Source organism: Eikenella sp. NML99-0057 (assembly GCF_001648535.1).
Lineage (GTDB): Bacteria > Pseudomonadota > Gammaproteobacteria > Burkholderiales > Neisseriaceae > Eikenella > Eikenella exigua.
In genome coordinates this window covers 114,490-126,783 of the sequence record NZ_LXST01000004.1, presented here as the reverse complement: position 1 = coordinate 126,783, position 12,294 = coordinate 114,490, and the positions used below count along the sequence as shown (strand labels likewise).

Below are 12,294 nucleotides of genomic sequence, written 5' to 3'. Positions count from 1 at the left end.
TTTGCAACGGAATAAAGGCTACCTGAAAAATGCCAAGCCCGGTTTTTCAGGTAGCCTTTCCTCAACGCACTTCCTGCCGCCTAATCAACCAGGCAGCGGCAAGGGCAAACACTGTGCCGGGCAGGATGGCGGCGCCGAAGGGCGGCATGCTGGAGAGTTGGGCGACATAGCCGGAGAGCAGGCCGGCGAAGTGGAAGGCGAGGCCCAGGCAGATGCCGAGGAACAGGCGCACGCCGATGTTGCCGTGGCGCGAGCTTTGCGGGGTGAAGGCGAGTGCCACCAAGGCCATCACCGTGCAAATCAGCGGGTAGAGCAGCTTGCGCCACCAGGCGGTGGCATAGGCGGCGGTTTGCTGGCCGTTGCTTTGCAGGTGGTCGATATACATTTTCAGGCTGCGAGCCGACATTTGGTCGGTGTCCACCAAAAGTACGCCGAGCAGCTCCACGCCCACGTCGCTTGGCCATTCGGCGCTGGCCAGCCGTTCGGTTTGGGTGCGATCGGCGGCAATATGGGTACGCGCCACTTGTTTGAGCGTCCAAGTGCCGTTGCTGTTGACGCGGCCTTCGGCGGCCTGCCAGGCGGATTCCAGTGCGGCGTGTTGGTTGTAGCGGTAGATGCGGATGCCGAGCAGGCGACCGTCGGGCAACATTTCGCGCACGTTGATGTTGTCGCTGCCCTGCCGAAACCACAGGCCGCTGCCGCCCAGGCTTACGGTTTGCTGCACGGCGTGCAGGCGCAGCCGCTCGGCGCGTTGTTCCATATAGGGGGCAACCCATTCGCCCAACGCCACGCCGATCAGCCCGGCCAGCAAACCCACCGAGGCCACGGTGGCAATGATGCGCTTGAGCGAAGTGCCGCTGGTGCGGATAACCGTCCATTCGCTGGCGGAGGCGAGCTGGCTCAAGGCGGCCAGGCAGCCGATGAGCACAGCCAGCGGCAGCAGGGTATACATGTACCCGAACAGGCGCATGCCCACATACAGAATCAGGGTGAGCACGGTGTAGTTGCCGTTGCCCACGTCGTCCACGGCATTAATCACTTCAAAAAACGAAAACAGCGCCACTAAGGCCATAAGCGCGTAGAGCGTGGCCGTGCCCAAACGGCGGATCAGATAACGGGTGAGCAGTTTCATGCCGGCTTGCCTCCTAAGGCCAGGCGCAAGGCCTGCCAAAATGGCCGTGAAGGCTGGCTGCGTACACGCAGCAGTAATACGGCTAGCATCAGCATCAAGAGATGCGGCACAATCAAACCCGGCCACAGCGGAATCTTGCCGCTGCTGATGCCATCGCGCACCAGCGTGAGGCCGTTCTGATAGAGCAGAAACATGCCGATGGCGATTAAGAGGCTGTAGCTGCGGCCGCTGCGGTTATCCATATATGAAAGTGGTAGCGCCAACAGCGCCAAAATCAGCACGCTCACCGGCATGGTGATACGCCACATTAATTCGCCGCGCAACTCTGGGTTGGTATTGCCCCACAGTTTGGCGGTGGGCACGGTGCGGCGGTGAATATCGCGCTGCACCAGCTTGGGCGCGGTGCCCACCACCAAATGCAGCCGCTCAAACGATACTTCGTCGTAATCCGCCATACCGGGTGTGCCGCTGTAGCGGCGGCCGTTAAACAATTCCAGCGTACGCTTATTGCCTGCTTCGGCAAAACGGCCGCGCTCGGCGGTAATCAGCGTGTCGCGCCCCTGCACGTTTTGCTCGCGGATAAACAGATTGGCTGCATCACCACTGCCCGCATCGAATTTTTCCACAAAATACACGCGCGGTGTGTTGCTGCCGAATTCCTGAAACACCCCCGGGCGCACCATGGAAGTATCCTGCCGCTGCTTTAGCACCTCGGCAAACTCGTGGCTACGCGCATCCGCCCACGGCATCACCAGCATCGACACCAGCGCCGTGAGCAGGGCGAAAGGCACGGCAAAAGCCATCAGCGGCTTAATCCAGCCGCAGAGGGAGAGGCCGGAAGAAAGCCAAACTGTCATTTCGCTGTCGCGCCAATAGCGGGAAAATACCGTGAGCGCGCTGATGTAGGCCGTGAGGATGAGCACGATGGGCATCAGCGCCACCGTCCAAAACGCCACCAGCGTGGCCACTGCATCCGCCGCCACCTTGCCGCCGGCTGCGCCGCCCAACAGTTTCACCGCCTGCACCACCACCAGCGTAGCCAAGAGCAGTACGAATACGCCCACCGCCGTTTGCGACACTTCTTTAATAAATTTTCTTTGATAAACCATATCGTTCCGTAGTTGTGCCGATTTCAGGTGGTCTGAAGCACATTCTTTCATACAAGGCGAACCACTGTTGTAAAAAGAAATTAAGTGCTTTAGCTATATAATAAAGAAACGGCACGGATTGTACGGCAGAAGGCCACTGCCTGTCATACCGTGCGCTGCAAAGCCGTAATCTTGATTTCCACTTTCCAGCCTGCATCTGCTAATGCGGCTTGTACGCAGGCGCGGGCGGGGGCTTTGCCAGGGGCTACCCAGGCATCCCAAACACGGTTCATGCCCGCGTAGTCGGCCATATCGGGCAAATAGATTACCGCTTCGCAGATATGTGCCTTGTCTGAGCCGCAGTCGGCCAGAATCCGGTCGATTTGCGCAAGCACATCGGCGGTTTGCGCTTCGATATCGGCTTCGGGGTTGGCAGGTACTTGGCCAGAGAGGAAAACGAAACCGTTGGCTATCACAGCTTCAGAATAGCGTGCGGCGGGGAGATGGTGGCAGATAGTCATGGCAAATCCTTTCTTTGGAGGAGTGGGAGAAACGGGGGGAAGGCTACCTGAAATTTTTAATTTCGTTGAACCTCATGCTTTCAGGTAGCCCGTAGGCTGGGTATGAGTGCCCGACTTATTGCGGCTGCGGCTTGGACAGAAATTCCAACAAAATCATAGATATTTGCACTGCAGCTCATCATAACCAGCATTTTATAAACATTTGCTGGCGGCTATACAACGTGCTGACATCCCAGTTTATCAACGCAACCCATAAAAACAAAACTGCTGCACCAATCACTTCAACAAAATCGACTCGGGAAATCCAGCCGTTTTGAAACCATAGGTAAAAAGCCATCAACCACACCTCCAGCGGGCCACCTAATAGTGCGCGAACAATCGGCACCCGCCATGGGTAAGGAGGTTTGGCGGAAACTGCTTCTTGCGGTTTGTTTTGTTCCATTTCCATTGACCTTTCTGTATCACTGTGAGGCTACCTGAAATGTTAGCTCCGCAGAAACTCAGCTGCCTTTGGAAACCTCGTTTTCAGGTAACCTCATCCACGCAATAACAAAGGCTACCTGAAAACACCGGCCGTAGCGTTATATTTCACTTCACCAAATTCATTTTTTCAGGTAGCCTCCAAACTACCCCCAAGCTACCTGAAAGCGTAAGCTTCGGCGCAGCTAAAATAATGTCTTGGCGCAGCCAAGGCTGAATCTCTGCAAAAACAAACCATCCCATGCTCCCCGCCCTCTACCGCCTGCTTACCCGCCTCCTCGGCCGCCCGCTGGCCCGCCACCTGCTCGCCAAGCGCAGCCGCCGCTCTCCCGACTATCTGCTGCATCAAGGCGAGCGTTTCGGCAAGCCGCTGGATAATCCCGTGCAACACGCCATTTGGGTGCACGCCGTGTCCGTGGGCGAAACCCGTGCTGCCGTGCCGCTGGTGCAGGCTTTGCGCCGCCGTTTTCCCGATGCCCCGCTGCTGCTCACGCAAATGACGCCCACCGGCCGCGCCACCGCCGAGAGCCTGTTTCCCGATGCCCAATGCCGCTACCTGCCCTACGACCACCCGGCTTGGACAGCCGCCTTCCTCGCCCAGCATAAGCCGCGTTTCGGCATCATCATGGAAACCGAAATCTGGCCAAACCTGCTGGCCGCCTGCCGCGCGGCCAATCTGCCCGTGTTCCTGGCCAACGCCCGCCTCTCCAAGCAATCCGCGCAGGGCTACCGCCGCTGGCCGTCCCTGTTCGCCCCCGCCCTGCAATCCTTCCGACGCGTGCTCGCCCAAACCGAAGCCGATGCCGAACGCCTGCGCGGCATCGGTGCGGGAAACGTGCTGGTGTGCGGCAACACCAAATACGACATCGCCCCGCCCGCAGCCATGCGCGAGTTGGCCGCGGCATTTAAGCAACGCATCGGCAGCCGCCCCGTTGTGGTGTGCGCCAGCACGCGTTTTCATCAAAACCAAGACGAAGCGCTGCTGCTGCTGCAAGAGTGGCGGCAGTATCAAGGCGATGCGCTTTTAGTAATCGTACCGCGCCATCCCGAACGCTTCGATGTCGTGGCCGAAGGCGCGGCGGCGCTCGGCCTGCGCGTGCAGCGGCGCAGCGACGAAGCCGCCGTGCGCCCCGAAACGCAAGTGTGGCTGGGCGACAGCATGGGCGAGCTGTTCGCCTACTATCTGGCCGCCGATCTGGCCTTTGTGGGCGGCAGCCTGGTGGACACCGGCTGCCAAAACATCATCGAACCCATCGCCTGCGGCAAACCCGCCCTGTTCGGCTATTCCACCTACAACTTCGCCGCCGCCTGCGCGGGCGCATTGGCTGCCGGCGCCGCGCTTCAGGTAGCCACTCCCGCCGAATGGTATGCCGCCGTACAACGCTGGCTGGCCAACCCCGCCGAACGCGAACGCTTCTCCGCCCAAGCCGCCGGTTTTATCCAAGCCCACCAAGGCGCGAGCGAGCGGATTGCCGAAGCCATATGCACGGCCTTGGATGAGGTTACCTGAAAACGAGGTTTCCGAAGGAAGCCGGGTTTCTACAAAGCTAAAATGTGAGCTTCAACGCCGTTCAAACGGGCAACGCAAATTTCTGCACAACCAAACATCCAGCCAAGCCAAAACTTTGTAGCGGCAGCTTGGTCGAATGGCGCGCTAATCGAAGCGGATGGTGTAGCGCACTTCACCGCCCACAGAGTCAGTGCCCACGCGGCTGATGGCCTGTAGAGTGCTGTTGATCTGCCAGATCAGCTTCACGGCCTGGTTAGCGCTGGTTACGCTGTATTCGTAGCCCAGATAGAGCTCGTTGGTGATGCGCTTGCCGAAGGTGATGACTTGTTCGGCGGGGTTGAGCTCGCCGGTTTGGGTGTTGCGGGTGCGGCGGGTGGTCATGCCGAAGTCGTCGAGGAGGCCGATTTTGTCGTTGATGTTGCCGGCCAGGAAGGCGCCGGCGGCGGCGGCCACGGTGGCTTCGTCGCTTTCGTTGCCGCTGCTGGCACGGCCGAGGATGAGCCAGGAGAGTTTGTCTTTGTCGCTCATCGGCTCGTTGGAGACGAGGCTCACGCGCGGGTTGTCGAGGCTGCCGAGCACTTCCACGCCGGCGCCCACGGGAGAGTATTTGCGGGTGGCGCGCAGGTTGAGGTTGGGCGAGGCGATGGGGCCGACGAAGGAGATGTGGCCTTTATTGATGACGAGGTCTTGGCCGTAGGCTTTGTATTGGCCGCGCACGATGTTTACGGTGCCCACGGCGCGCACGTTCTCTTTGGGTTTGGCGCTGAGAGTGAGCTTGCCGCCGAGCAACACATCCAGCCCTTGGCCGCTGAAGCGGAAGTTGTCGTTCAAGTCGAGGGTGAGGTTCATCTCGATGGGGGTGGCGGTGCTGGTGTCGGCGGGTTTTTCTTCGCCGAGCACCACCACGTCGTCATCGAGCCCGGGCATGCTGGATTTTTGGAAGCCGAAGTGGCCGCTATCCACTTTGAGCTCGCCGTTGAGCGCCATGCCGCGCCCGGGGTTGTAGAGCAGTTGGCTGTTGCCGCTGAGGGTGAGCTTGCGGTTGGGGTTGTCGAGGATGGGGTAGCGGGTGAACTGGGCGTTTACGTCTACATCGGGGGTGGTGCCGGTGAGGTTGACGCGGCCTTTAAGTTCGACGCTGCCGTCTTTGCGGGTGAATTTGAGCGAGTCGATTACCCAGTCGCGGCCTTGGAAGCGGGAGCTGAGGCTGCCGTTATCCAAAATCACGCCGGTGTTGCGGTCGCGGTAGTAGAGGTTTTTGCCGGTGGCGGTGCCGTTGAGGCGGGGCTCGCCCACGTTGCCGGACACGGTGGTGTCGATGGCGAGCGCGCCTTTGGCACTCATGCCGCCGGGCAGGAGGTTGCGGATGGCGTCGAGCTCGGGGATGTCGAGTTTCAGGTAGCCATTGATCGGAGCTTGGCTGATGGCGTTGCCAAACTGCTGGCTCACGGCCACGGAGGCGTCGAGCGTGCCGTAGCGGGTTTTGCCGGTGAGGCGGTTGTCGATGCGGCCGCTTTGGAAGCGGGTGTCGAGCACGAGGTTGCTCAAGCCCAGCGCCTGCTGGCGATAGGGGATAACCACGTCGCCGGATTGCTGGGTGAGTTTCAGGTAGCCTGTGGCATCGCGGCTGTAGCGCAAGTCCCAATCGCCGGCCACCACGAGCTGCAGCTTGACAGATTTGTCGTCTTTGCCCAGGCCGATCAGGTTGTCCAGCTCTTGCAGGTGCAGGTTGGTGGCGTTGCCTTTGCTGCTGATGCCGCTTTGTTTTTCCCACACGAAATTGTGCAGGTTGAGGCTGCCGCCCATGGCTGCCCAGCGGGCGTTGTCGAGACGCACGCGTTTGGCGCCGGCTTCGATTTGGATGGGGTTGAGCAGCTTGAGGTTGAAGGCGCCGCCGATGTCGAGCTGGCCGATGCGGCCGTTCCACTGCTGTTCGTTGTTCAGCCCGCCGTTGGCGGCCAGATTGAGACGGAAGGGCTTGCCGCTGAGGCTGAGGCTGCTGTTGCCGGTGATGCTGTGGCTTTTGCCGCTGCCGTTGGCGTTGAGGTTGATGTTGTCGATTTGGGTGCTGCCGATGTGGATTTTCCGGCCGTCGAGCTTGATGTTGAGCGGCTGGTTGAGGTCGGGCGAGCCTTTGAGGTCGAAATCGAGGTGGTCGATGCGCACGGCGTTTTGCACGGCAAGGCTGTCGGCGTGGCCGTGCAGGTCGGCAGTAAGCTTGGCGGGGGCGCCGGAGAGGAAACCTTGGGCTTTCAGGTAGCCCGTGAGGCCGAAGCCGAAGAGATTGAGGTTGGGCGCGTCGATGTCGAGATTAAGGCGGTCGCCTGCCTTACCGAAGCTGCCGTCGGCGTGGATGCGGTTGCGGCCGAGCAAAAGGTGGAGGTCGGCTTTGGGCAGGTGGTCGTTTTGATAGCGCAAATCGGCCTTACCGGCGAGGGGGGCGCCGGAGAGCTGGCTGTTTTGCCAATCGAGCAGGAGGTGCAAATCGGGGGTTTGGCCGAGGCTGCCGTCGAGCTTCACGCTGCCGTTCACGCTGCCTTGCGGCAAATCGGCCAGCACGGCGGCGGGGTTGAAGCGGGTGCTGTTAACGCGGGCGGTGATTTTGCGGCCTTGGAAGAGCTCGAGCAGGGCTTCGCCTTGCATTTCGCCGCCGTTTTCGGGGGTGATTTTCACTTGTTGCAGACTGATGCTGCGCTGGCGGTTGGTTTTGTCGGTGAGCAGCTGGAAGGTGCCGCTGGTGGCGGTTTGGCCGGCTTTAAGCTGCCAATCGGCCTGCGGGCTGCCGAGGCTACCTGAAAGCTTGATGTCGCCGTCTAGGCTGAGGTCGAGCTTTTGTTTGAGGATGTCTTGCAGTTTGAATTGCTGCACGGCGGCATCTACGGCCATGTTTTGGTTGGCGCTGTCGATGTTGCCGTTGAAAGTGATGCGGCCGCCGGCGGCCAGCTCGGTATCGACATTGTCCAGATGCAGTTTGCCGCTGGTGTCCACTTTGAGTTTGCCGTTGATGCCGGCTACGGGGATGCCGTTGCCGTTGATGGGCGCGGGGGCTTGGTTGCGCACTTCGAGCAGGCCGGCGAGGGTATCGGCTTCTTCGGCGGGATTGAGCGCGAGGTTGAACACCAAATCGGCAGTGGGCAGGGAGGGATCGAACCATGCGGGGTTGATTTGACGGCCGTCGATGTTGAGGTTGACGATTTTGCGGTTGAGCAGCGGCTCGAAGGGACGCAGTTTACCGTTTACGGCAAAGTGGGAATCACCGTTGTCCAGCTGGACGAGCAGCTCGGGGTTTTGCAGGCTGCCGTTCATGGCCACGGCGCTGTCGGCCTGTTTGCCGTCCAGCTCGCCGCTGCCCACGATTTGGCCGTCGAGCTTGAAGGGGGTGGCGGTGTTGAGTGTGGTACTACCGCTGAAATTATGCCAGGGCAGGCGCAGGGAAACGATGTTGAGCTTGTGGTTTTGGTGGTCGAACTGGTAGCTGACCGCGCCGGATTCCACCACCGGGTTGTTGCTTTTGCCCAGCAGGATGCGGCCGACTTCGATTTTCTCGATCTGTACGCCCAAGGGCAAATCCACGCTTTCAGGTAGCTTCATCGGCGGGCGGTCTTCTTTGGGCGGGATGGGTTTGCTGATGATTCGGATATCGCCGGCGGCCAGGCGGTTGACGTGCAGCTGCCGGTGCCACAATTCATTAGGCTGCCATTGCAGCGCCACGCTGCTGATGTCTAAATCGGTACCCTCGGTGGCTACCTGAATGCCGCTGCCTTGAAAGCCGCGCCACAGGCTGCCGTTCAATTCCTTCACGCTGATGTTCACACCGAACCAGGAGGGGATTTTGGTGATGCCGAAGCGCAGGCCGGATTCGGTGCCCACCAGCCACACCACGGCTGCCACCAGAAGCGTGAGCAGCAGCAAAAAGGCGGAAAGCAGGCGGCGCAGCCAGCGGCGGCGCGGCTTCTTCGGCGGAGTGTTGCCGGCAGCGGCTTCATTTTCAGCTTCGGGCGGCAGGGTGTCGGAATCAACGGGTAGGGCGGTGTCGGTCATTTAGAATCGGGTTCCCAGGCTGATGTGCCAGCGCAGTTTGCGGTCTTGGTGGCCGTAGGCCAAATCGAAGGAGAAGGGGGCAATCGGGCTAAACCAGCGCAGGCCGACGCCGCTGCCGTGATGCCAGTTCATGTTGGTGAAGTTGTGGCTCACCGAGCCCATATCGTGAAACAGCGCCAACGCGAAGTTTTTGCCGATTGGTTTTTGATATTCGAAGCTGGCCACGGCCAAGGCGCGGTCAGGCAGCACGGAATTATTCGGGCCTTTCAGGCCGATACTGTCTTGCTCATAGCCGCGCACGCTGTTGGCACCGCCGCTGCGGAATAGTAATACGGAGGGCACATCCAAATCTTGGTTGGAATGGGTGTAGCCCAGTTCGCCGCGTGCGATGAAGGTGCCGATGTTTTTGTGTTCTTCAGGCGTGAAATAGTAGCCGGCGCGGCCGTGCACACGCTGCACTACGGCGGAAGAGCCGAGCGAGCCGACGGTGGCGCCTACCTTGCCTTCCAAATAATAGCCGTTGGCCGGACGCAGCAGGGTTTCGATATTTTGGCGGCTCCAGGCGGCGGTGAGCATCAGCACATTGCTACGGCCAAAGTCGGGGCCGCCTACAACGCGGCGTGATTCGGTGATGTATTCCAGCCCGAAGCGCGCCTCGATGCCGTCGCGGTCGCGCACGCGCCAGATGCCGGATTGGAGGGTGTTTTTATCTAGCTTCTGCGTGGTGGAGCTGTTGTAGGCGATGTTGCCTGTCCAATACCAGCCGTTGCTGTTGCGCGGTTGGCTCAGGCCGATGCTGGCGCTTTGTTCGTAGTGGTTTACGTCGGTGGCGCCGGCAAACACATAGCCTCGGTTGAACACGTTGTAGTGTTCATAGCCCAGGCGGATGCCGGGGCCGTCTTTGGAGTCGTAGCGCAGGCCGATATCGAATTTCTGGCGCGGCACTTCGCTCACCGACACCAATAGCGGCACGTGGTCGTCCACCATTTTGGAGAAATCGGCCTCCACCTGCGCGCGGCTGTAGTGGCTGTCTTGTTCCAGTGCCTGTTGGTAATCCAGGATTTTATCGAAATCGTAGGGTTCGCCGGGCTTAAACTGTGCCATACCGGTAATCACCGAGGCAGGGTAACGCTCGTTGCCGCTCACTTGAATATCGCCGAAATACACCGGCTGTTTGCTGTCTACGCTCACAGAGAGCACGGCTTGGCTGGTTTGCGGGTTGATGGTGGCGCGGCTCTCGGTGAGCGAGGCCAGCGGATACTTATAGCGGCGCACGGCGGAGAGCACCGCGTCTTTGCTGCTGCTCCATTCACTGTTCACAAACGGCTGGCCCACCGGCAAGGCCCAGTTGGCTATGGCGCGTTTGTAGTAGTTGGCCAGTTTGGCGTCTTCCAACACTTTACCCACAATCGACACTTCCACATTACTCACCCGCGTGCGCGGCCCGGGTTTTATCGTGATGCGCCAACCGCGGCCATGCGGGGCTACCTGAATATCGGCGCGGAAATAGCCTTGCGAACGCACAATCTGTTTGATTTCGTCCGGCGCTTCCTCGGCCAGAAACTGCATTTGTTCATAATCAATATCCGCGTCCGGCTCGGTTTGGCGGTTGATAATAGAAAGATGCTCGCGCAAAAGTGCGGCCAAATCGGCAGGCGCATTGATGGAAATGGGGAAAGGCAGTTTGTCCGGATTGGCCGTGGTGGGCTGTTCGATCGATTCTTTTTCTTTATTTTTCTGCACCGAATTGGTAGCCGCCTCTCCTGCCTTGCCGTCGGCACGGGCGGGCAGGCTCAGCAGCAAGGCGGCAATTACGGCAAAGGGAAACAGAGGGGTTTTCATGGGCAATCTGCAATCGGTAAACATCAAGCCGGTGTGTGTGTGCGGCAAACTGCCGCATATTAGCATTTTTGCCTTACGTTTTATAGTAAAGGCAGGCAAAAGAAAGCCAGCCGGCTAAGGCTACCTGAAAGGGATGGTTGAGTTTGATTATCCAAACGGTCTGTTATTGTGTGTTTCAGGTAGCCTCTCCTCTATCTGCTCAAAGGCTACCTGAAAAACTCGCTCTCCCCGCCACAGGCAGCTTGTGCAGGCAGTTGCTGTTGGTAAATATTTGTGCTGATACGTTCGTTTCTGTTAAACTGGGCTCCTTTTTTTTCACCCGGAACCATAGCTGAAGCGAGCCGATACACTAGAAAACAATGGGCTTTAGCTATAACAATCACACAATCTAGGGATTCGTATGCAAAACAACACTCAAAGGAAAAGCCCGTTCGGCCTTTTCAGCAGCCTGGGGCTGGTAACGCAGATTGCCATCGGCCTCGTGCTCGGCATTTTGGTAGGCGTACTGGCGCGCAACACCACTGCCGCCGGGGCGGTGGTGGAAGTAGGCGTGATTTTGGGCAGCCTGTTTGTGGGCGCGCTCAAAGCTGTGGCGCCGATTTTGGTGTTTGCTCTGGTAACCTCCGCCATCTCGCAGCACCGTAGCGGCAACCCCACCAATATCCGCCCGATTTTGGTGCTGTATCTGGTGAGCACGTTTGCTGCCTCGGTAGTGGCCGTGGGTGCGAGCTTCCTGTTCCCCTCGCAGCTGCTGCTCAGCGGCGTGGAAGCGGCCAGCAATGAAGCGCCCACCAGCATTGGCGAAGTGATGCGCCACCTGCTGATGAACCTGGTTTCCAATCCGATTCAGGCACTGGCCAATGCCAACTACATCGGCATCCTCGCCTGGGCGTTGGTGCTCGGTACGGCTTTCCGCCAAGCTAGCGAGCAAACCCGCACACTGATCAACGACGTGGCCGAAGCCATTTCCAAAGTGGTGCGCGGCATCATCCGCTTTGCCCCCTTGGGCATTTTCGGGCTGGCGTTGGTTACCATCGTGAAAGAAGGTTTCGACAAACTGGGCTTCTACCTGCACCTGTTGGCCGTATTGCTGGGCGCGATGCTGTTTGTGGCACTGGTGGTGAACCCCATCATCGTGTTCGCCCAAACCCGCCGCAACCCTTTCCCACTGGTGTTTACCTGCCTGCACGAAAGCGGCGTAACCGCCTTCTTTACCCGTTCTTCCGCTGCCAACATTCCCGTGAATATGGCTTTGGCGAAAAAACTCGGTTTGCATGAAGACACCTATTCCGTATCCATCCCGCTGGGTGCTTCCATCAACATGGCTGGTGCCGCCATCACTATTACTGTACTCACCTTGGCCGCGGTGCACACCTTGGGCATCACTGTGGATTTCTGGACGGCTCTGCTCTTAAGCGCGATTGCCGCCATCGGCGCCTGCGGTGCATCTGGCGTGGCCGGCGGCTCGCTGCTGCTGATTCCCATGGCCTGCAGCCTGTTCAACATCCCCAACGACATCGCCATGCAGGTGGTGGGGGTGGGCTTCATCATCGGCGTGATTCAAGACTCTGCCGAAACCGCCCTTAATTCCTCCACCGACGTGCTTTTTACCGCTGCCGTGGATCAGTCAAACAAACGCTGATTGTTTGGATTAAGAGCTAAAAGAAAGGCTACCTGAAG

Annotated in this window: 9 protein-coding genes; 2 read left to right on the top strand and 7 right to left on the bottom strand. The window is 59.3% G+C overall.

Going from position 1 to position 12,294, the window contains the following annotated elements; all coding sequences use genetic code 11:
- Nucleotides 1-61 precede the first annotated feature (61 nt).
- The 5 genes from lptG to A7Q03_RS10730 all read right to left on the bottom strand — a co-directional run bounded on the left by lptG (nucleotide 62) and on the right by A7Q03_RS10730 (nucleotide 3,464).
- Nucleotides 62-1,132 (bottom strand): LPS export ABC transporter permease LptG, encoded by a 1,071-nt coding sequence (gene lptG, locus A7Q03_RS06645; RefSeq protein ID WP_067448403.1) that lies wholly within the window; start codon nucleotides 1,130-1,132, stop codon nucleotides 62-64.
- Nucleotides 1,129-2,241, bottom strand: coding sequence for an LPS export ABC transporter permease LptF (gene lptF, locus A7Q03_RS06640; protein WP_067448402.1), 1,113 nt, complete (start codon nucleotides 2,239-2,241; stop codon nucleotides 1,129-1,131). The genes lptG and lptF overlap by 4 nt, the downstream gene beginning before the upstream one ends.
- A 143-nt stretch (nucleotides 2,242-2,384) precedes the next feature.
- Nucleotides 2,385-2,741, bottom strand: coding sequence for a RidA family protein (locus A7Q03_RS06635; protein ID WP_067448401.1), 357 nt, complete (start codon nucleotides 2,739-2,741; stop codon nucleotides 2,385-2,387).
- 178 nt (nucleotides 2,742-2,919) lie between these two features.
- The gene (locus tag A7Q03_RS06630) at nucleotides 2,920-3,189 is read right to left on the bottom strand and encodes a hypothetical protein (RefSeq protein WP_067442397.1); all 270 of its coding nucleotides are present in this window, start codon (nucleotides 3,187-3,189) and stop codon (nucleotides 2,920-2,922) included.
- A gap of 140 nt (nucleotides 3,190-3,329) precedes the next feature.
- The gene (locus A7Q03_RS10730; protein WP_255361288.1) at nucleotides 3,330-3,464 is read right to left on the bottom strand and encodes a hypothetical protein; all 135 of its coding nucleotides are present in this window, start codon (nucleotides 3,462-3,464) and stop codon (nucleotides 3,330-3,332) included.
- Between A7Q03_RS10730 and waaA the strand changes: the two genes are divergently transcribed.
- Nucleotides 3,463-4,731 (top strand): lipid IV(A) 3-deoxy-D-manno-octulosonic acid transferase, encoded by a 1,269-nt coding sequence (waaA, locus tag A7Q03_RS06625; protein ID WP_067448399.1) that lies wholly within the window; start codon nucleotides 3,463-3,465, stop codon nucleotides 4,729-4,731. The genes A7Q03_RS10730 and waaA overlap by 2 nt on opposite strands.
- Before the next feature lie 144 nt (nucleotides 4,732-4,875).
- Here waaA and A7Q03_RS06620 read toward each other — a convergent pair whose 3' ends face one another.
- Both A7Q03_RS06620 and A7Q03_RS06615 read right to left on the bottom strand, forming a co-directional pair.
- A complete protein-coding gene (locus A7Q03_RS06620; RefSeq protein ID WP_067448397.1) occupies nucleotides 4,876-8,772 on the bottom strand; it encodes a translocation/assembly module TamB domain-containing protein in 3,897 nt (1,298 codons plus the stop codon).
- Complete coding sequence (locus A7Q03_RS06615) at nucleotides 8,773-10,614, bottom strand: autotransporter assembly complex family protein (protein ID WP_067448395.1); 1,842 nt, start codon at nucleotides 10,612-10,614, stop codon at nucleotides 8,773-8,775.
- A 400-nt stretch (nucleotides 10,615-11,014) separates the two neighbouring features.
- Between A7Q03_RS06615 and sstT the strand changes: the two genes are divergently transcribed.
- Complete coding sequence (gene sstT / locus A7Q03_RS06610; protein WP_067448393.1) at nucleotides 11,015-12,256, top strand: serine/threonine transporter SstT; 1,242 nt, start codon at nucleotides 11,015-11,017, stop codon at nucleotides 12,254-12,256.
- Nucleotides 12,257-12,294 lie beyond the last annotated feature (38 nt).

Coding starts and splice junctions, on each gene's coding strand:
- lptF (WP_067448402.1), bottom strand. CDS start 2,241: ATGGTTTATCAAAGAAAATTTATTAAAGAAGTGTCGCAAACGGCGGTG.
- waaA (WP_067448399.1), top strand. CDS start 3,463: ATGCTCCCCGCCCTCTACCGCCTGCTTACCCGCCTCCTCGGCCGCCCG.
- A7Q03_RS06615 (WP_067448395.1), bottom strand. CDS start 10,614: ATGAAAACCCCTCTGTTTCCCTTTGCCGTAATTGCCGCCTTGCTGCTG.
- sstT (WP_067448393.1), top strand. CDS start 11,015: ATGCAAAACAACACTCAAAGGAAAAGCCCGTTCGGCCTTTTCAGCAGC.
- A7Q03_RS06635 (WP_067448401.1), bottom strand. CDS start 2,741: ATGACTATCTGCCACCATCTCCCCGCCGCACGCTATTCTGAAGCTGTG.
- A7Q03_RS06620 (WP_067448397.1), bottom strand. CDS start 8,772: ATGACCGACACCGCCCTACCCGTTGATTCCGACACCCTGCCGCCCGAA.
- A7Q03_RS10730 (WP_255361288.1), bottom strand. CDS start 3,464: ATGGGATGGTTTGTTTTTGCAGAGATTCAGCCTTGGCTGCGCCAAGAC.
- lptG (WP_067448403.1), bottom strand. CDS start 1,132: ATGAAACTGCTCACCCGTTATCTGATCCGCCGTTTGGGCACGGCCACG.
- A7Q03_RS06630 (WP_067442397.1), bottom strand. CDS start 3,189: ATGGAAATGGAACAAAACAAACCGCAAGAAGCAGTTTCCGCCAAACCT.